This window comes from Raineyella sp. LH-20, from assembly GCF_033110965.1.
Lineage (GTDB): Bacteria > Actinomycetota > Actinomycetes > Propionibacteriales > Propionibacteriaceae > Raineyella.
On sequence record NZ_CP137003.1, the window covers coordinates 2742836 to 2763206 of the forward strand.

General features: G+C 70.4%; 14 protein-coding genes. 8 read left to right on the forward strand and 6 right to left on the reverse strand.

Annotated elements, in window-relative coordinates; translation table 11 throughout:
• Positions 1 to 80: 80 nt before the first annotated feature.
• The 4 genes from lgt (at position 81) to R0146_RS12070 (ending at position 8099) form a co-directional block, all read left to right on the forward strand.
• Positions 81 to 959, forward strand: coding sequence for a prolipoprotein diacylglyceryl transferase (gene lgt / locus R0146_RS12055; protein ID WP_411567202.1), 879 nt, complete (start codon positions 81 to 83; stop codon positions 957 to 959).
• Positions 956 to 1801: a hypothetical protein gene (locus R0146_RS12060; RefSeq protein ID WP_317690010.1), complete on the forward strand. Its 846-nt coding sequence runs from the start codon at positions 956 to 958 to the stop codon at positions 1799 to 1801. The genes lgt and R0146_RS12060 overlap by 4 nt, the downstream gene beginning before the upstream one ends.
• A gap of 264 nt (positions 1802 to 2065) precedes the next feature.
• A complete protein-coding gene (gene gltB / locus R0146_RS12065; RefSeq protein WP_317690012.1) occupies positions 2066 to 6637 on the forward strand; it encodes a glutamate synthase large subunit in 4572 nt (1523 codons plus the stop codon).
• The gene (locus R0146_RS12070; RefSeq protein WP_317690014.1) at positions 6630 to 8099 is read left to right on the forward strand and encodes a glutamate synthase subunit beta; all 1470 of its coding nucleotides are present in this window, start codon (positions 6630 to 6632) and stop codon (positions 8097 to 8099) included. Before gltB ends, R0146_RS12070 begins: the two co-directional genes overlap by 8 nt.
• Before the next feature lie 143 nt (positions 8100 to 8242).
• Here the strand turns inward: R0146_RS12070 and R0146_RS12075 are convergent, their stop codons facing one another.
• From R0146_RS12075 to R0146_RS12090, 4 genes are all read right to left on the reverse strand, one after another.
• Positions 8243 to 9022 (reverse strand): hypothetical protein, encoded by a 780-nt coding sequence (locus R0146_RS12075; RefSeq protein WP_317690015.1) that lies wholly within the window; start codon positions 9020 to 9022, stop codon positions 8243 to 8245.
• Positions 9019 to 9918: an ABC transporter ATP-binding protein gene (locus R0146_RS12080; RefSeq protein WP_317690020.1), complete on the reverse strand. Its 900-nt coding sequence runs from the start codon at positions 9916 to 9918 to the stop codon at positions 9019 to 9021. The genes R0146_RS12075 and R0146_RS12080 overlap by 4 nt, the downstream gene beginning before the upstream one ends.
• A gap of 4 nt (positions 9919 to 9922) precedes the next feature.
• Entirely contained in the window at positions 9923 to 10306 is a 384-nt protein-coding gene (locus R0146_RS12085; protein WP_317690022.1) for a GntR family transcriptional regulator, read from the reverse strand.
• A 484-nt stretch (positions 10307 to 10790) separates the two neighbouring features.
• Entirely contained in the window at positions 10791 to 12350 is a 1560-nt protein-coding gene (locus R0146_RS12090) for a CYTH and CHAD domain-containing protein (protein ID WP_317690025.1), read from the reverse strand.
• A 90-nt stretch (positions 12351 to 12440) separates the two neighbouring features.
• On the opposite strand from R0146_RS12090, the gene dnaE reads away from it, so the two are divergent.
• On the forward strand, positions 12441 to 15980 hold the full coding sequence (gene dnaE / locus R0146_RS12095; protein ID WP_317690028.1) for a DNA polymerase III subunit alpha: 3540 nt from the start codon (positions 12441 to 12443) through the stop codon (positions 15978 to 15980).
• Positions 15977 to 16612 (forward strand): hypothetical protein, encoded by a 636-nt coding sequence (locus R0146_RS12100; protein WP_317690030.1) that lies wholly within the window; start codon positions 15977 to 15979, stop codon positions 16610 to 16612. The genes dnaE and R0146_RS12100 overlap by 4 nt, the downstream gene beginning before the upstream one ends.
• Here the strand turns inward: R0146_RS12100 and ybaK are convergent.
• Both ybaK and R0146_RS12110 read right to left on the reverse strand, forming a co-directional pair.
• Positions 16532 to 17038: a Cys-tRNA(Pro) deacylase gene (ybaK, locus tag R0146_RS12105; protein WP_317690032.1), complete on the reverse strand. Its 507-nt coding sequence runs from the start codon at positions 17036 to 17038 to the stop codon at positions 16532 to 16534. The genes R0146_RS12100 and ybaK overlap by 81 nt on opposite strands.
• Before the next feature lie 85 nt (positions 17039 to 17123).
• Positions 17124 to 17897, reverse strand: a complete 774-nt coding sequence (locus R0146_RS12110; protein WP_317690034.1) for a DUF554 domain-containing protein — start codon at positions 17895 to 17897, stop codon at positions 17124 to 17126.
• 18 nt (positions 17898 to 17915) lie between these two features.
• On the opposite strand from R0146_RS12110, the gene hisD reads away from it, so the two are divergent.
• Complete coding sequence (hisD, locus tag R0146_RS12115; protein WP_411567151.1) at positions 17916 to 19241, forward strand: histidinol dehydrogenase; 1326 nt, start codon at positions 17916 to 17918, stop codon at positions 19239 to 19241.
• Entirely contained in the window at positions 19238 to 20368 is a 1131-nt protein-coding gene (locus R0146_RS12120) for a histidinol-phosphate transaminase (RefSeq protein WP_317690036.1), read from the forward strand. The genes hisD and R0146_RS12120 overlap by 4 nt, the downstream gene beginning before the upstream one ends.
• Positions 20369 to 20371 lie beyond the last annotated feature (3 nt).

The window sequence follows — 20371 nt, forward strand, 5'->3', positions numbered from 1 at the left end:
ATGACGCGCCGGGCGGCGACCCGCCCGGCGTTGACCCGAAAGGCGACCCGATGACCCTGCTCCCGTTCACCTCGACGGCGCTGGTGCCCCTGTCGATCCCCAGCCCGCCGCAGGGGGTCTGGGAGCTACCGATCCCGGGCACCGGCCTGGTGCTGCCGATCCGGGCGTACGCGCTGTGCATCCTCACCGGCATCGTCGTCGCCTGGATCATCGCGTCCCGCCGGTGGAAGGCCCGCGGTGGCAGCCAGGACACCCTGGAGACCGCGATCCTGTGGGCGGTGCCGGTGGGCATCATCGGCGCCCGGCTCTACCACGTGATCACCGATCACCAGCTCTACTTCGGTCCCGGCCGGCACCCGATCGAGGCCCTCTACATCTGGCGCGGCGGCCTGGGCATCTGGGGCGCTGTCGCCGCCGGCGCCTTGGCCGTCTGGCTGGTCTGTCGCCGACGGGGCGCCTCGTTCGCCGCGATGGCGGACTCCCTCGCCCCCGGCGTGGCGGTGGCGCAGGGGATCGGGCGCCTCGGCAACTGGTTCAATCAGGAGCTCTTCGGTCGTCCCACCACGTTGCCGTGGGGTCTGGAGATCGACCCGCTGCACCGGCCGGCCGGCTACGAGCAGTACGCCACGTTCCAGCCAACCTTCCTCTACGAGCTGATCTGGGTGCTGTTGGTCGCCCTGGCACTGGTGCTGCTCGACCGACGCCTCCAGCTCGGCCACGGTCAGGTCTTCTGGCTGTACGTGGTGCTCTACACCTTCGGACGGTTCTGGGTCGAGGGCCTGCGGATCGACACCGCCAACCACATCGGCACCTGGCGGATCAACGAGTACGTCTCCCTGGTGGTGTTCATCGGAGGGATCGTCGCCTTCCTGATCACCCGCCGCCGTCACCGCACCCGGGAGGACCCCGAGACCGTCGACCCGCGGGGTGCTCGTGCGTCGGAGGCGCCGGCCGCATGAGTGCCGCCCGTTCCGCCGTCGCCACCGCGACCCGTCCGCCGGCCGGACCGGCGTCGGGTCCCACCACCGCCGATACCTGGCTCGTCGTCGCCGTCCTGGCGCTGCCGGTGGCCCTCCTCATCGCCGCGGACCGGCTGCTGCTGGGGTGGTCGCTGCGGGACTCCGGGCGGCTGGACCTGCCGGCCCTCGCCCCGCTGGCCGGGGTGGGTCTGGTGCTGCTGACCCGGCGCCGGCTGCCGGGGCTGCGGACCCGGTTCGACCTGCGGATCACCCTCCGGGTGGTGCGCCGCGGCGTGGCGCTGCTGCTGATGGCGATCGCCACCATGGTGGTCTGGAACCAGCTCTGCCTGATGTTCGGTTGGCTGCCGGCCCAGCGCATCGATCTCGACGCCGGGTTGCCCTTCGCGGTGCGGGTGGTGGCCTACCTTCCGCTCGCGTTGGCCCAGGAACTCGCCTGGCGCGGCATCGTCCGACCGACCTTCGGTGCGGCGTACGGCTGGTTCCTCGGCTCGCTGGCCACCGGCCTGACCTGGGGGGTGCTGAGCGGGCCGACCTGGCGGTTCGGGGTGGCGTACGGGCTGCTCTGGGTGGTCGCCGCGATGGGCTGGTCGGTGATGATCGGCGCCGTGGTGGAGGAGATGCGCCACGGGCAGCTGCTGGTGGCGAGCCTGTTCCACTGGGGGCTGCTGGTAGCCCTCTACCTGTTGCTGCCCGAGGAGGCCGGCGTGCTGAAGGCCGCCTGGGTGATCGCCCTCAGCGCGGTGATCGGCGGGGTGGCGACCGGCTGGACGTACGTGCGCTCCCGCCGGGCCCGCGGGATGTCGCCGTACGGCCGCGGATGACCCGCGCCGACGACGCCCGGCGCAGATGACGACTGTGTTACAGAGCCGGTCAAATTGTGTTACACGTCCCGGCAGCTATTTACAGAGCCGCTTCCTTGGTCGATTATGTGTCCTTGGAACACTGCCGCCGCGCAACGGAGCCGACGGCCGTCCCACATCCGCACGGTCTCGCCGGTTGGTGGCCACCTCGCCGCCGACCAGGTCACCGTTCACCGCCCGTTCTCACCGTTGAGGTGACGACGCGGCCTGTCCGAGGGGAAGAACATGGCTCCTGACAGTGCGCTCCAGGCACGGGAGGGCATCGCCGGCTCGGGTCTCTATGACCCGATGTACGAACATGACGCATGTGGCGTGGCCTTTGTCGCCACCCTGAGCGGCGAACCCTCTCACCGGATCCTCGAACAGGGCCTCGAGGCCCTGCGCAACCTCGACCACCGTGGCGCCACCGGCGCCGACGAGGCGGCCGGCGACGGTGCCGGCATCCTCCTCCAGGTGCCCGACGCGTTCCTGCGCGAGGTCTGCGACTTCCCGCTGCCGGCTCCCGGAACGTACGCGGTGGGCATGGCGTTCCTGCCGGCGAAGGAGTCCCGTCGCGACGCGGCCCGCCGCGAGGTCGAGCAGATCGCCGTCGAGGAGGGCCTGCGGGTCGTCGGCTGGCGTCCGGTGCCCGTCGTCACCGACACGCTGAGCCCGATCTCCCTGCACGTGATGCCGCACTTCGAGCACCTGGTCGTCACCCCGGTGGCGGGCGGCCGGACCGGGGTCGAGGTCGACCGGGCCGTCTACGGTCTGCGTCGGCGTGCCGAGCGTGAGGCCGAGGTCTACTTCCCGTCGCTGTCCGCCCGGACTCTGGTCTACAAGGGCATGCTGACGACGATGCAGCTGGAGGAGGTCTTCCCGGAGCTGCACGACGAGCGGATGGCCTCGGCGCTGGCCGTGGTGCACTCCCGCTTCTCCACCAACACCTTCCCGGCGTGGGAGCTGGCCCACCCGTTCCGGATGGTCGCCCACAACGGTGAGATCAACACCGTCCGTGGCAACAAGAACTGGATGCGCGCCCGCGAGGCGCTGCTCGACACCCCGCTGATCCCGGGCTCGTTGGATCGGCTTTTCCCGATCTGTGAGCCGACGGCCTCCGACTCGGCGTCCTTCGACTCGGTCGTCGAACTGCTCAACCTGGCCGGCCGCAGCCTGCCGCATGCGGTGCTGATGATGATCCCGGAGGCGTGGGAGAACAACCACGACATGCCGCAGGAGGTGCGTGACTTCTACGCGTACCACGCTTGTCTGATGGAGCCGTGGGACGGCCCCGCCTGTATGACCTTCACCGACGGCACCCAGATCGGCGCCGTGCTGGACCGCAACGGTCTGCGCCCCGGCCGCTACTGGATCACCAACGACGGCCTGGTGGTGCTCGCCTCGGAGTCCGGCGTGCTGGACATCCCCGACCACGACGTCCGTGCCAAGGGCCGCCTGAAGCCCGGCCAGATGTTCCTCGCCGACCTGTCGGAGCACCGGATCGTCCCTGATGAGGAGATCAAGGCGGGGCTCGCCGCCCGGGCGCCGTACGGTGAGTGGCTGCGCGACGGCCGGCTCAACCTCTCCGAACTGCCGGTGCGCGAGCACATCGTGCACACCCACGCCTCGGTCACCCGCCGCCAGCAGGTCTTCGGCTACACCGAGGAGGAGCTGCGCAAGGTCCTCGCACCGATGGCGAACACCGGTGCCGAGCCGATCGGGGCGATGGGCACCGACGCCCCGATCCCGGTGCTGTCGCAGCGACCGAAGCTGATGTTCGACTACTTCGTCCAGCACTTCGCCCAGGTCACCAACCCGCCGTTGGACGCCATCCGCGAGGAGCTGGTCACCAGCCTGTTCAACACCATCGGCCCCGAGCAGAACCTGCTCCAGCCGACCCCGGCGTCCTGCCGCCAGATCGTGCTGCCCTTCCCGATCCTCAACAACGACGAACTGACCCAGATCGTCCGGATCAACCAGGACGGCACGCTGCCCGGCTACCAGTCGCACGTGCTGCGTGGGCTGTACTCGATCGAGGCCGGCACCGAGGCACTGGAGGCCCGCCTCCAGGAGCTGTGTGAGGAGGCGTCCGCGGCGATCGCCGGCGGCGCCCGGATCCTGGTGCTCTCCGACCGGCATGCCAAGCAGGAGTGGGCGCCGATCCCGTCGCTGCTCTTCACCGCGGCGATCCACCACCACTTGGTCCGGGAGAAGACCCGCACCAAGGTCGGCATCGTCGTCGAGGCCGGCGACGTCCGCGAGGTGCACCACGTCAGCACCCTGATCGGCTACGGCGCCGCCGCGGTCAACCCGTACCTGGCGTTCGAGACCGCCGAGGACCTGGCCCGCACCGGCACCTTCGTGACCGTCGCGCCGGAGAAGGCCGTCGCCAACGTCGCCAAGGCTCTCGGCAAAGGCGTGCTGAAGGTGATGTCCAAGATGGGCGTCTCCACGGTGGCCTCCTACACCGGCGCACAGATCTTCGAGGCCGTCGGACTGTCCCAGGAGCTGGTCGACCAGTACTTCACCGGCACCACGTCGAAGATCGGCGGCATCGGGCTGGAAGAGGTCCACCGGCAGATCCGTGCCGGCCACGACGTCGCCTACCCGGTGGACGGCATCCCGCTGGCCCACCGGCGGCTGCAGATCGGCGGCGACTACCAGTGGCGCCGCGAGGGCGAGGACCACCTCTTCGACCCGGAGACCGTCTTCCGGCTCCAGCACTCCACCCGCAACCGGCGCTACGACGTCTTCAAGCAGTACACCGACCGGGTCAACGACACCTCCGAGCGGCTGATGACGCTGCGAGGCCTGCTGAAGTTCCGCCACAACCGCCAGCCGATCGACATCGACGAGGTGGAGCCGATCGAGTCGATCATCCGGCGGTTCGCGACCGGCGCCATGTCGTACGGCTCGATCTCCCGGGAGGCGCACGAGACGCTGGCGATCGCGATGAACCGGCTCGGCGCGAAGTCGAACACCGGTGAGGGCGGTGAGGATCCGGACCGGCTGCACGACCCGGAGCGCTGCTCGAAGATCAAGCAGGTCGCCTCCGGCCGCTTCGGGGTGACCTCGGAATACCTGTCGTACGCCGAGGACATCCAGATCAAGATGGCCCAGGGCGCCAAGCCCGGTGAGGGCGGCCAGCTGCCCGGCCAGAAGGTCTACCCGTGGGTGGCCTCGACCCGGCACTCGACGCCGGGCGTCGGCCTGATCTCGCCGCCGCCGCACCACGACATCTACTCGATCGAGGATCTCAAGCAGCTGATCCACGACCTGAAGTGCGCCAACCCGGTGGCCCGGATCCACGTCAAGCTCGTCTCCGAGTCCGGCGTCGGCACGGTCGCGGCCGGCGTGGCCAAGGCGAAGGCCGATGTGGTGCTGATCTCCGGCCACGACGGTGGCACGGGTGCGGCGCCGCTGACCTCGATCAAGCACGCCGGCACCCCGTGGGAGCTCGGCCTGGCCGAGACCCAGCAGACGCTGATCGCCAACGGGCTGCGCGACCGGGTGGTCGTCCAGGCCGACGGCCAGATGAAGACCGGCCGTGACGTCGTCGTCGCCGCCCTGCTGGGTGCCGAGGAGTTCGGTTTCGCGACCGCTCCGCTGGTGGTCGAGGGCTGCGTGATGATGCGGGTCTGCCACCTGGACACCTGCCCGGTCGGCGTCGCCACCCAGAACCCGGAGCTGCGGGCGAAGTTCACCGGTCGACCGGAGTTCGTCGAGACCTTCTTCGAGTACATCGCCGAGGAGGTCCGCGAGATCCTCGCCGAGCTCGGTTTCCGCACCCTGGAGGAGGCCATCGGCCGTTCCGACCAGCTGGACACCCGCTCCGCCGAGGACCACTGGAAGGCGGCCGGCCTGGACCTCAGCCCGGTGCTGTTCCAGCCGTCGGTGCCGGAGACGACCGCCCGTCGCCACGTCGTCGACCAGGACCACGACCTCGACAAGCAGCTCGACATGGAGCTGATGGACCTGGTCGCGCCGGTCCTCGCCGCGGCCCGGGAGGGGCGCACGCCGCAGCCGGTCCGCGGGACGATCGCGGTGCGCAACGTGCACCGTACGGTCGGCACGCTGCTCGGCCACGAGATCACCATGGCCACCGAGGGCCGCGGGCTGCCGGACAACACCGTCGACATCACCCTCACCGGGTCGGGCGGGCAGAGCTTCGGCGCCTTCATCCCGAAGGGGCTCACCCTGCGGCTGGTCGGCGACTCGAACGACTACGTCGCCAAGGGCCTGTCCGGCGGTCGGGTGATCATCCGGCCGCAGGCCGACGCGACCTTCGTCGCCGAGGACGAGATCATCGCCGGCAACGTGATCGGCTACGGCGCCACGTCCGGTGAGCTGTTCCTGCGCGGCCAGGTCGGCGAGCGCTTCTGCGTCCGCAACTCCGGCGCCACCGCGGTGGTCGAGGGCGTCGGCGACCACGGCTGCGAGTACATGACCGGCGGCACCGTGGTGGTGATCGGCCCGACCGGGCGTAACTTCGCGGCCGGCATGTCCGGCGGCGTGGCGTACGTCCTCGACCTCGACCCGCATCGGCTGAACACCGAGCTGGCCGACCCGAAGACGCTGGACGCCACCGACATCGCCCTGGTCCGTACACTGTTGGAGCGACACCGAGTGGAGACCGGCTCGGCGGTCGCCGACCGGCTGCTCAGCGGTGAGGCCGCCGACACCGTGATCGGGGAGCGGTTCACCAAGGTGCTGCCCCGTGACTACGCCCGGGTCCTCGCGGCTCGGGCCCAGGCCGAGGCCGACGGCCTCGACGACGATGCGACCACCGCCAGGATGATGGAGGCGACCCGTGGCTGATCCCCGTGGTTTCATGAAGTTCCCGCGCGAGCACCCGCAGCGGCGCGATGTCGAGGAACGGGTGAAGGACTGGAACGAGGTCTACCCCGGCGGCCCGGCCGCGGCGTTCCTGCCGATCATCCCGACGCAGGCGGCCCGCTGCATGGACTGCGGCATCCCGTTCTGTCACTTCGGCTGCCCGCTCGGCAACATCATCCCGGAGTGGAACGACCTGGTGTGGCGCGACGACTGGCAGGCCGCGTCCGACCGACTGCACGCCACGAACAACTTCCCGGAGTTCACCGGGCGGCTGTGCCCGGCGCCGTGCGAGACGGCCTGTGTCGTCGGCATCAACGACGACCCGGTGGCGATCAAGGGTGTCGAGGTCTCGATCGCCGAGCGCGCCTGGGACGACCGGCTGATCCAGCCGCAGGCCCCGGACTGGCACACCGGCTACACGGTCGCCGTGGTCGGGTCGGGCCCGTCCGGCCTGGCCGTCGCCCAGCAGCTGACCCGGGTGGGCCACACGGTGGCGGTGTTCGAGCGGGCCGACGTGCCGGGCGGTCTGCTGCGCTACGGCATCCCCGAGTTCAAGATGGAGAAGTCCGTCCTGGACCGTCGGATCCGGCAGATGAAGGACGAGGGCACCATCTTCCGCACCGGTGTCACCATCGGCACCGACATCACCTGGACGCAGCTGAAGTCGCGCTACGACGCCGTCGTGGTGGCGATGGGCTCGACCAAGCCGCGTGACCTGCCGGCGCCGGGCCGCGAGCTGGAGGGCATCCACTTCGCGATGGACTACCTGCCGCAGGCCAACCGGGTCGCCCGGGGCCGTACGGTCGAGAACCAGATCGTGGCCACCGACAAGCACGTCGTGGTGATCGGTGGCGGCGACACCGGCTCGGACTGCATCGGCACCGCGCTGCGCCAGGGCGCCGCGTCGGTCACTCAGCTGGAGATCTTCCCGGCCCCCGGCGAGGACCGGCCGGCCCACCAGCCGTGGCCGACCTACCCGGCGGTCTGGCGGGTCTCCACCTCCCAGGAGGAGGGCGGCGAGCGGGTCTTCGAGACGTCGACCACCGAGTTCATCGGGGACGAGGCGGGCCATGTCCGCGAGCTGCGGCTGGTCGAGGTGAAGCCGAACGGCTCCGGAGGGTTCGTCCCCGTCGAGGGATCGGAGCGGGTGATCCCGGCCGACATGGTCGTGCTGGCGATGGGCTTCGTCGGCCCGGAGGCGGAGGACCTGGTCGACCAGCTCGGGGTGAGCCTGGACCGTCGCGGCAACGTGGTGCGCGACGACGACTACATGACCGGTGTCGAGGGCGTCTTCGCCTGCGGTGACGCCGGCCGTGGCCAGTCGCTGGTCGTCTGGGCGATCGCCGAGGGCCGCTCCTGCGCCGCTGGCGTGGACGCCTTCCTCAGCGGATCGACCAAGCTGCTGCGTCCGATCGGTCCGCAGGTGCGCCCGATGGTGCTCTGACCGCTCAACCTGCGGGTCGACCCACTTGGTCATCCGCTTCGCCCGCGCGATGGTGTCTGTCGTTCAGCACCGTCGCGCGGGCGAACTGCATTGGGGGTGGGGCCAGCGGGGGGTATCGCGGGGTGGGTTCAGCGCGGGTGGGTTCAGCGCGGGGTGGCGCGGCGGACGACCAGGTAGCCGGCCGCGCCGGCGAGGGCGGCGACGGCCAGCACCAGGCTGAAGATCCCGGCGACACCGAGCCCGGCGAACCACCTGATCAGGGCGGGCCACGCCCGCAGCCAGGTGAGCACGGCGACGGCGGCCAGCAGGGCCCCGGCCAGCGACAGCCCGACGGTGAGCACGCCGGTGACCCGCCACCGCATGTAGCAGGTGGTCAGCGCCGCGCCGACGAGGAGCGCGGTCAGGCTGAGCGTGAAGGTGGCGTACGCCCCGAGCCACCAGGGCAGGCCGTGGTACCACAGGGCGTCGAAGACGACGGTGTGGGTGCCCCAGCCACCGGTCACGAGCTCAACCACCCGGAGGGCTGCGAAGGCCAGCGCGAACACGGCCGAGAACACGGTGAACGCCAGCGTGGTGCCCAGCCAGTAGTCCCGGCGGGTCGCGCCGATGCCGAGGGCGAACTGGAGGGTGGTCGCCACCGCCTGGACGCCGACCACGATGAGGTACCAGATCGGCGACAGCACCGCCCAGCTGTACCTCATCCCCTCCTGCATCGCCGCCGGGTCGACGCCGCCGGCGTGGACGATGATCAGGGCGATGGCGATGCTGAACAGCAGGGCCGCCGCGATGATGATGGCCGGGGTCCAGCCCAGGACCCACAGGTCGACGAACTGGAGTCGGGTCACCCGGACGATGTGCTGCAGGGGGCCGGGGGAGCGGTGCGTGTCGGTCTCGCGGGAGGTCGGGCGGGTGATGGCTGTCATGAGGTACGTCCTTGTCGGGAGCCGGCGGTCCGATCGATGAGGAGCTGTTGCAGGGTCACCGGTTCTGCGCTGAGGCCGGCCGCCGCGGCGGGGCCGGCGAGAGCGTCGTACGACTCGCCGACGGTGGCCCGGGCCAGCGGGCCCGTGCTGTGCCGGGCGAGCACCGTACGACCCTCGACGAAGCGGTCGACCGCCGAGGTGGCGCCGGAGACGACGGTGGTCGACCCGCGAGCGACCTCGGCATCGGCGTCGAGGAGGAGACGGCCCCGGTCGATCAGCAGGATGTGGTCGAGCAGCGGCGAGATCTCGTCGATCAGGTGGGTGGAGATGACGATCGTCCGCGGCCGCTCGGCATAGTCGGCCAGCAGCACGTCATAGAACAGTTGGCGGGCCACCGCGTCCAGCCCCAGGTAGGGCTCGTCGAAGAAGGTCAGCGGTGCCCGGGAGGCCAGCCCGACGATGATGCCGACCATGGACAGTTCGCCGCGGGACAGCTTCACGATCGGCCGGCGCAGCGGGAGGCGGAAGCTGTCGACGAGCGAGGCAGCCAGGTCGGCGTCCCAGCCGGGGAAGAACCACGGCGCGACCGCGAGGACGTGGCGCGCGTGGAACGAGGTGGGGTATTTCTGCGCCTCCGCGACGAACGACACCCGGCCAAGCACCCGGGGGTTCTCCGCCGGGGACTCGCCGAAGACCTCCACCTCCCCGTCGTCGGGGAAGATCTGGCCGGTGAGGACCTGCATCAGCGTGGTCTTGCCGGCGCCGTTGCGGCCGAGCAGGCCGACGATCCGCTGCGCCGGCACGGCGAGGTCGAGCCGGTCGAGGGCGGTGAGCTCGCCGTAGCGCTTGGTGAGTCGGTGGGTGCGGATGACGGGCGCCACCGTGGTGGTGGACATGGCGTCACACTCCTGAGGACTGGTCCGCCGGCAGGCCGCCGGCGGTGTGATGGATGAGCGCGGTGAGGTCGTCCAGGCTGATGCCCAGCCGTCGGGCCTCCGCGAGCAGGGGGCGTACGTACTCGTCGGCGAAGGCAGCTCGGCGTCGGCTGCGGAGCCGTTCGGTGGCACCAGGGGCGACGAACATGCCGATGCCACGGCGCTTCTCGACCAGACCGCCCGCCAGCAGTTGGTTGACGCCCTTGCCGGCGGTCGCCGGGTTGATCCGGTAAAAGCCGGCCAGCTCGTTGGTGGAGGGGATCTGGTCGCCCTCCTTCAGCCCGCCTTCGACGATCTGGCGTTCGATCTCCTGGGCGAGTTGCAGGTAGAGGGGCTGGGAGTCGTCCACCTCACCTCCTTGGTTCATTACTTATGTAACTAAGTAAGCATCCAGGAGGGCCGGGTGTCAAGTGGGTGTCAAGGCCTGGCCGGCCGTCCTGTGGCGGGATTCGTCGTCTGGTGGGCGGACCGGGCGTTCGTTTGCCGGTCGACACCGACGTTTCTCAGGTCCCCCGACGGTCCGCGAGAACCCCGACGTTCTACGGCGGAACAAGGTCGGGGTTGCCGGCAAGCGTCGGGGAAGTTGAGAACCGTCGGGGAAGTCGCGAACCGTCGGGGTCCTGGCAGTCGTCGGGGTACTGGGTGCTGGAGGATCGTCAGGGTGCTGGAGAGTCGTCGGGGTGCCGGAGGATCGTGGACCAGTGGGAAGTTGCCGTTGCCGTTGCCGTTGCCGTTGCCGTTGCCGTTGCCGTTGCCGCGGGGCGCTCAGGTGATGCGAAACCCCGCTGATGGAGCACCATCAGCGGGGTCGACGCAGGACGGCGGTCGGGGGCTCAGCCCTTGGCGTCCCAGCTGTCGGGGCCGCGGCGGACTGCCCGACGCAGCGCGGCCCGGGCGGCCGGCAGGTCGCGGTCGAGGTCGCCGAGCTGGGCGCCGAACAGCACGCCGTACGTGAACGTCGGCTCGCCCGCCGCCGCGGCGGCGTCGGCCAGCCGCAGCAGCCGCTCCCGGGCGACCACGGCGTCGTTCATCTCGCCGAACACCTCGGTCACCGCCTCCCAGTCCCGGGCCGAGGACGCGGCATCCTCCCCGTAGACGGCGGTGAGCGCCTCGCAGGCGTAGCGGACGACCTTGGACTTCTTACGGACGTCGTGCAGCGCGGTCAGCCGCTCCGCGCCCGCGGTCTCCTCGGCGGTGGTGTGGGCCTTGCGGACCCGGCGGATCGCCCGGTCCACCAGTGGGATCGCCCGCTCCGACACCCGCGCGTCGGCGACCTGCTCCAGCGGTGGGTCGGTCAGCCAGCGGCTCAGCGCGACCATCAGGGCGGTGTAGCGATCGTCCCTCAGGCAGGCCGCGACACCGGCCAGGGCCTGCTGGTGGGTGGCCTCCAGCTCGTTCTCCATCCGGGCCCGGACCGGGCCGATCACCGACTCGGGCGGCAGCGCGTCGAGTCGGTCCAGCAGCTTCGCCTTCTGCACCTCGGCGTCGCGGGCGTGGCCGAGCTCGGTGGCGTACCACTGCAGCTCGTCGCGCAGCGTACGGACCGCCTCGGTGTCGAACAGGTCGTCGAAGACCCGCAGGATGCTGCGCAGCCGCCGTGAGGCGACCCGGGCCTTGTGTACGGCGTCGGGGGCATCGACCGCGACCGCTTCCTCGCGGCCCTGCAGCACCCCGACGTGGGTCGCCAGAGCGGCCAGCACCGTACGGGACAGCAGGTCGGCCGGGGAGGGGACGTGGGCCGCGGCCTGCGCCGGGGCGTCGCCGAGAGCCTGGTTGATCTTGGCCGGGGAGGTGGCCGGCACGATGCCGGCCCACTGGAAGCGTTCGGTCACCGCGTCGAGGAAGCTGCGATCGCCCTCGAGCAGCTCGACCTCGATCTCCCGCCAGGTGGTCTCCTGGCCGGGGGTGCCGGGTAGCGCCAGCCGGCTCGCGGTCACCGTGTCGTCGGCCAGCTCGGCCAGCGGGGTGCCGGTGGCCGGGTCGGCGAGGATCCGTACGGTCCGGACGGTCTGCAGGCGGGCGACCGGCACCAGCGGGACGGCGCCGACCCGCTCACCGACCGCGGCGCGCAGCGCGCGCGGCACCACCAGGGGATCGGGGCTGGCATCCAGCGGCACGTGCAGCTCGGTGCGGGTGCCCTCCACCGGCGGGAGCTTGACGTGCCAGGCGGCGTCGGCGCCGCCGGTGCGCCGGCGCAGAGTGACCCGGGCGCGGTTCAGGTCGTACGTCGGGGAGTCGAAGTAGGTGGCGTCGAGGTGCAGGACCTGCGGCTCGCCCATCGTGGCGAGGCCGTCCAACCCGGGCACTCGGGCGCCGGGGAGGAGCGCGAACTTGCGTTCGGTCTCGGCCTTCACCTGGGGGCCGGACGCCGGGTCGGTCTGGACTTCGGACACCACTGCTCCTCATCGACGGGGAATGCCAGTCTACCGGGCTACTCTGGTCCCTGCCCGTCCGCTCGATGCCCAGGAGGTGGCAGCCGCCCGATGGCCGGTTCGCTCGACGATTCGTTCGTCCATCTGCATGTCCATTCCGAGTTCTCGATGCTGGACGGCGCCGCGCGGGTGCCCGACATGTTCCAGCGCGCCGAGGAACTCGGCATGCCGGCGATCGCCGTCACTGACCACGGCAACATGTTCGGGGCGTACGAGTTCTGGAAGACGTCGAAGAACTTCGACGTCAAGCCGATCATCGGCTGCGAGACGTACATGACGCCGAAGACGCACCGCTCGGAGCGCAAGCGGGTGCAGTGGGGCGACGGCACCGGCGACGACGTCTCCGCCAAGGGCGCCTACACCCACATGACGCTGTGGTCGGAGACGACCGAGGGCATGCACAACCTGTTCCGGCTCGAGTCGTACGCCTCGATCGAGGGGTTCTTCTACAAGCCGCGGGTGGACCGCGAGCTGCTGCACCGCTACGCCAAGGGCTTGATCGCCACCACCGGCTGCCCGTCCGGCGAGGTGCAGACCTACCTGCGGCTGGGGCAGTACGACAACGCCTTGGCATCGGCCGCGGAGTTCCGCGACATCTTCGGCAAGGACAACTTCTACGTCGAGATCATGGACCACGGGCTGGACATCGAGACCCGGGTCCGCGAAGGCCTGATGCGGATCAGCAAGGAGCTGAACCTGCCGCCCGTCGTCACCAACGACTCGCACTACGTGTCGAAGGACGACTCGCACGCCCACGACGCCCTGCTGTGCGTCTCGGCCGGGGCCCACCTGGCCGACACCAACCGCTTCCGGTTCAACGGCGACGGCTACTACCTGAAGTCCCCCCGGGAGATGCGCGAGCTGTTCCGCGAGATCCCCGAGGCCTGCGACAACACCCTGGCGATCGCCGAACGCTGCGAGATCGGCTTCGACAACGCCATCGGCAAGTTCATGCCGCACTTCGACGTGCCCGCCGGCGAGACCGAGGAGTCCTGGTTCATCGCCCAGGTCAACCAGGGGCTGCACGACCGCTACCCCGACGGGATCAGCACCGAGGTGCGCGACCGCGCCGACTACGAGATCGGCGTCATCCAGCAGATGGGCTTCCCGGGCTACTTCCTGGTGGTCTCCGACTACATCAAGTGGGCCAAGGCGCAGGGCATCAAGGTCGGCCCGGGCCGTGGTTCCGGTGCCGGCTCGATGTGCGCGTACGCCCTGCACATCACCGAGCTGGACCCGATCCAGCACGGCCTGATCTTCGAGCGCTTCCTCAACCCGGAGCGCATCTCGATGCCCGACTTCGACATCGACTTCGACGACCGTCGCCGTGGCGACGTGATCCAGTACGTCACCGACAAGTACGGCGCCGACAAGGTCAGCGCCATCGTCACGTACGGCACCATCAAGGCCAAGCAGGCGGTCAAGGACGCCGGCCGGGTGCTCGGCAAGCCCTACTCGCTCGGCGACCAGATCACCAAGGCGATGCCCGACCCGGTGATGGGCAAGGACGTCCCGCTGCAGAAGCTCTTCGACGACAAGCACGAGCGCTACCTGGAGGGCCAGGAGTTCCGGGCGTTGTACGACGCCGAACCGGAGGTTCGTGAGGTCGTCGACACGGCGATGGGCCTGGAGGGCCTGAAGCGGCAGTGGGGCGTGCACGCCTGCGGCATGATCATGTCGTCGGAGCCGATCATGGACGTCGTCCCACTGATGAAGCGGGAGCAGGACGGCCAGATCATCACCCAGTTCGACTACCCGTCGTGCGAGTCGCTGGGCCTGATCAAGATGGACTTCCTGGGCCTGCGCAACCTCACGATCCTCGCTGACGCGCTGGAGAACATCACGCTCAACCAGGACCAGGAGGTGGTGCTGGAGAAGCTCACCCTGGACGACCCGGCCACCTTCAAGCTGCTGCAGGCCGGCGACACGCTGGGTGTGTTCCAGCTGGACGGCGGGCCGATGCGGGCGCTGCTGCGCTCGATGCAGCCCGACTGCTTCGACGACATCTCCGCCGTCGGTGCGCTCTACCGCCCGGGCCCGATGGGTGCCGACTCGCACAACAAGTACGCCCGACGGAAGACCGGCAAGGAGCCGGTGGAGCCGATCCATCCGGAGCTGGAGGAGCCGCTGAAGGACATCCTCGGCGAGACGTACGGTCTGATCGTCTACCAGGAGCAGGTGATGGCGATCGCCCAGAAGCTGGCCGGCTACACCCTGGGTGGCGCCGACATGCTGCGCCGGGCGATGGGCAAGAAGAAGAAGAAGGAGCTGGACGCCCAGTTCGAGACCTTCAAGAACGGGATGCTGGAGCGCGGCTACTCCGAGGAGTCGATGCAGACCCTCTGGGACATCCTGCTGCCGTTCTCCAACTACGCGTTCAACAAGGCCCACTCCGCGGCGTACGGCCTGGTGTCCTACTGGACCGCCTACCTCAAGGCGAACTTCCCGGTGGAGTACATGGCCGCACTGCTGCAGTCGGTCAAGGACGACAAGGACAAGATGGCGGTCTACCTCGGCGAGTGCCGGCGGATGGGCATCGAGGTGCTGCCGCCCGACGTCAACGAGTCCGCCGCCCAGTTCACCCCTGTCGGGGACGCGATCCGCTTCGGCCTCACCGCGGTCCGCAACGTCGGCGAGCACGTCGTCGAGGAGATCATCGCCACCCGCCGGGAATGCGGCCGGGCCTCGTCCTTCAACGAGTTCCTCGATCAGGCGCCGTTGGCGGTGTGCAACAAGCGGCTGATCGAGTCGCTGATCAAGGCCGGCGCCTTCGACTCGATGGGGCACCACCGCCGCGGGCTGATGGAGTGCTTCGAGGAGGCGATCGACAAGATCACCAGCCGCAAGCGCAACGAGGCGAACGGCCAGGACGACCTGTTCGGGGTGTTCGGCGCGGAGTCCGACGAGGCGGACCCGACAGCCGTCGTGGTGCCGGACCTGGAGGAGTGGGACAAGCGGACCAAGCTCGCCTTCGAGCGGGAGATGCTCGGCCTCTACGTCTCCGACCACCCGCTGCAGGGCATGGAGCCGGTGCTCGCCCGGCTGTCCGACAGCGGGATCGAGCAGATCCTCGACGAGGACGGCCCTAAGGACGGGGAACAGATCACCATCGCCGGGATGATCACCCAGGTGGTCCGCAAGCAGAACAAGCGCGGCGACCTGTGGGCACTGATCTACGTCGAGGACCTCGGCGGCTCGATCGAGGTGAAGTGCTTCAACAAGGTCTATCAGCTCGTTGCGCCGATCCTCGCCCCGGACACCATCGTCCAGGTGAGGGGGACCGTACGCCGCGAGGAGGAGACGGTCTCGATCTTCGCCCGGGAGGTGACGCTGCCCAACATCAGCGACGACCCGCACGGCCCGATCGTCATCACCATCCCCGCGGTGAGCTGCACCCCGCCGCGGATCGAACAGCTGCGCGACGTGCTGGCCGCCCACCCGGGCGCCACCGAGGTGCGGGTCCGGCTGCGCGGCAGCGGCGGAACAAGTGTCTGGCGGGTCCAGCCGGGGCTGCGGGTCGACGCCTCGGTGTCAGTGATGGCCGACCTGAAGGCGCTGCTCGGGCCGGCGAACGTGAGCGCCGCCGGATGACCCGTCGCTTCCCGCACCGCGGCTGGCCGGAGGCGGCGTACCTGCTGGCCGCGGTGGCCCTCGGCGGGATCGGTGGGGTGGTGTGGCGGACGACCACCCCGCTGCCCGGCTACACCGTCCAGCCGGACGGCCAGGCACTGATCAGCGAGCTCGGGCTGACCCAGCTCTTCGTCGCCGATGCCCGGTACGCGGTGATCGGGATGGCCGGTGGGTTGCTGATGGGGCTGCTGGCGATGCTGGTGCTGCGGCGCCGCGGCTGGTGGGTGGTCGTCTGGACCACCGGCGGGTCGGTCCTCGCCGGGCTGGCGGCCTGGGGTGCCGGCGTGGTCGGGGCCGTGCCGCTGAAGGATCGGCTGGCGCACGCCACGGCCGGCCGGACCGAACCGGTCGACCTGGTCCTGCACTCTCCGGTGGCGGTGCTGCTGTGGCCGTTCGCGGCGATGCTGCTGGTGCTGCTGTGGAGCGCGTTCACCGCGGAGCCCGGGCAGTCGCCGCGCCCGCGACGTTCAGCGCAGGGTCCTGCGCAGGGTCCAGCGCAGGGTGTGGGGCACTCAGTCGAGGGTGCGGATGGTGGCCACCCGGGCGTCGAGCAGCCCGACCAGGTCGGCGGGCGCGATCTCCAGCTTGAGTGACCGCTTGCCCGCCGACACGTACATGGTCTCCTGTGTCAGCGCGGAGTCGTCCACCACCGTGAGCAACCGCGTGCGCTGACCGAGTGGCGAGATGCCGCCCACCACATAGCCGCTGGACCGCTCGGCGACCGCAGGATCGGCCATCTGGGCCTTCTTGGCGCCCACCGCGCGGGCCAGCGCCTTGAGGTCGAGGTGGTGACTGACGGGGACCACGCCGACCACCAGTCGCCCGGAGCAGTCGGCGATCAGCGTCTTGAACACCCGGTCCGGGCTCACGCCCATCTGACGGGCCGACTCCGGGCCGAGCTCGCCACGGGCGTGCATGTCGGCGGCATGCTCGTGCAGCGTATGGGCGATCCCGGCCCGGACCACCGCCTGCAGGGCAGGGGTGCCGGTCGCCTCGTGGGTCTTGGAGTGCTTGGCCATGTGGTCGATGCTGCCACTGTTCCTCGTCGGCCTCGGTCTGGCGTCAGGACGCGGCTGGACCGCGGCCCACGGTCACCTCGTCGGCTCAGCGCAGCAGATCGACCAGCGCCACCAGCGCCGGCGCGATCACCAGGGCGGGCAGCAGGTTGACCACCGGCACCTTCCGGGCGTTCAGGATCCGCAGACTGAGCCCGACCAGGATCAGGCCGCCGACCGCGGACAGCGCCATCAGGTGGGCCTCGGGCAGCGCGCCACCGATGGTCCAGCCGACGAGCGTGATCAGCCCCTCCACGACCAGGATCATCCCGGCCGAGGCCAGCACCCCCAGACCCAGGGCCGCGGCGAAGGCGATCGCGCTGAACCCGTCGAGGACGGACTTGACCAGCAACTGCTCCGGCCCGCGCCCGAGCCCCTCGGTCAGCGTCCCGAGCACGGTGAGCGGACCGACGCAGAACAGCAGCGAGGCGGAGACGAAGCCGTTGACGAACCGGTTGGCAGCGCTCGGCCGGCCGTCCGGATCGCCGCCGGGTGTCGCACCGCGACCGACCACGCGCCGGCGCACCCAGTGACCGAAGGCGTCCAGTCGTTCCTCGAGGTCGAGCAGCGACCCGAGCACCCCGCCGATCAGCAGAGCACCCAGCACGATCAGCACCGGCGCGGTCGAACCGACGGCGTCGCGCAAGGCGGGGGAGCGCACATCGGCGGCGGACAGGGCGCCCAGCAGCAGGGTGATCAGGCCCAGCGCGTCGACGACCGTACGTTGCGTACGTTCCGGCAGACGGCCGCCGATCCACAGGCCGAGCGAGGAACCCAGCACCACGGTGACCACATTCGCGAGGGTTCCGAAGCCGATGAACACGGACCGTAGACTAGCCGGGTGCTGAACATTGTCGATCTTCGTGACCAGGTGGATGCCGCGGTGGACTACGCCACCATGGTGCCCCGCGCCCCCTTCGACGTGACCGCGGCGCTGGACATCGTCGCCCCGGTCTGCCAGGACGTGGCGACCCATGGTGTCGAGGCGCTGCAGCGGCTGTCGGAGAAGTTCGACCACGTGGTGCCGGAGCATTTCCGGGTGCCGGCCGAGGCGCTCCAGCACGCGCTCGACGGGCTCGATCCGCTGGTCCGCCAGGCGTACGAGATCGCCATCGAGCGCCGGCGGGTGGTCGCCTACCAGGAGCTCGGCCCCCAGCAGGTCGACGTCGAGGTCGCCACCGGCGCGGTGATCAGCCAGAAGATGATCCCGGTCAACCGGGTCGGCCTCTACGTGCCCGGCGGGCGGGCGCCGCTGGCGTCCTCGGTGATCCACAACGTCGTCCCGGCGCAGGTCGCCGGGGTGGCGCAGATCGCCGTCACCTCCCCGCCGCAGGCCGACTTCGACGGTCTGCCGCACCCGAACATCCTGGCCGTCTGCGCGCTGCTCGGTGTCGAGGAGGTGTACGCGGTCGGCGGCTCCCAGGCGGTGGCGATGTTCGCGTACGGCGTGCCCGGCCTGTGCCGGCCGGTCGACATGATCTGCGGCCCGGGCAACATCTACGTCGCCGCGGCGAAGCGTTATGTCCAGGGCAGGGTCGGCATCGACTCCGAGGCCGGACCGACCGAGATCGCCATCGTCGCCGACGAGACGGCGATCGCGAGCCACGTCGCCGCGGACATGGTGTCGCAGGCCGAGCACGACCCGATGGCCGGCTCGGTGCTGATCACCGACTCCGCGGACCTGGCCGCCCGCGTCGACGCGGTGATCGCCACCCAGGCCGCACAGGCCCGGCACGCCGAGCGGATCGGCCAGGCACTGAAGGGCGAACAGTCCGGCATCGTGCTGGTCCGCGACATGGACCAGGCGCTGGCCGTCGCCGACGCGTACGCCGCCGAACACCTGGAGATCCACACCCGTGACGCCGAGGCGCTGGCCCAGCGGGTCACCAACGCCGGGGCCATCTTCATCGGCACCTGGTCGCCGGTCTCCCTCGGCGACTATCTGGCCGGCTCCACCCACGTGCTGCCGACCGGCGGTGGCGCCAAGCACTCCTCGGGGCTGAACGTGAAGTCCTTCCTGCGCGCGGTGCACCTGATCCGTTACCAGCAGGGCGCCACCGACGCGGTGGCCAAGGATGTCATCGCCTTCGCCGAGTCCGAGGACCTGCCCTCCCACGGCAACGCCCTGCGGGTGCGGGTCGAGGACCCCGACGGGAGCCGGTCGTGACCGCGCGCGCCGCCGCCGACGTCCGCCTCGCGGACCTGCCGTTGCGCCCCGAGCTGGTGGGGGAGGAGCCGTACGGCGCCCCGCAGCTCGACGTGCCGGTGTGTCTCAACGTCAACGAGAATCCGTACCCGCCGAGTCCGGCGGTGATCGAGGCGATCGGTCAGGCGGCCGCCGCGGCCGCCGGGTCGATGAACCGCTACCCGGACCGTGAGGCGCTCGCGCTGCGGACCGGGCTGGCCGGCTACCTCAACCGGAGTGGCTACGCGCTGACCGCCGACAACATCTGGGCGGCCAACGGGTCGAACGAGGTGATGATCCATCTGATGCAGGCCTTCGCCGGACCGGATCGTACGGTGATGACCTTCCCGCCGACGTACTCGATGTATCCCGAGTACGCCCGCGACACGCACAGCCGCTACGTCACCGTGCCGCGGCGGGCCGACTTCACCCTCGACCTGGACGCCGCCCTGGCGGCGATCGCGGCCGAGCGCCCCGACCTGGTCATCGTCTGCTCGCCGAACAACCCGACCGGCACCAGCACCGACCTCTCCGTCATCGCCCGGCTGTGCGACGCGACCGACGGCATCGTGGTGGCCGACGAGGCCTACCAGGAGTTCGCCCGCGCGGGCACCCGCTCGGCGCTGGACCTGCTGCCCGATCACCCGAACCTGGTGGTCAGCCGGACCATGTCGAAGGCGTTCGCGTTCGCCGGCGGCCGGCTGGGCTACCTGGCCGCGGCGCCCGCGGTGGTCGACGCCTGCCGGATCGTCCGACTGCCGTACCACCTGTCGGCGATCACCCAGGCGGTGGCCACGGTCGCCCTCGACCACGCCGACGAGATGCTGTCGCGGGTCGACGACCTGCGCACCGAGCGCGACAAGCTCGTCGTCTGGCTGGGCGAGCGGGGTCTGGCGACCGCCGAGACGGACGCGAACTTCGTGCTGTTCGGCCGGTTCGTCGACCGGCATGCGGTGTTCCAGGCGCTGCTGGATCGCGGTGTGCTGATCCGCGAGGTCGGCCCCGAGGGCTGGCTGCGGGTGAGCGCCGGCACCCCGGCCGAGATGGATGCCTTCCGCACCGCCCTGCTGGAGGTCCTGCCCGATTGCCCCCGGATCACCGAGGAGTGAAGT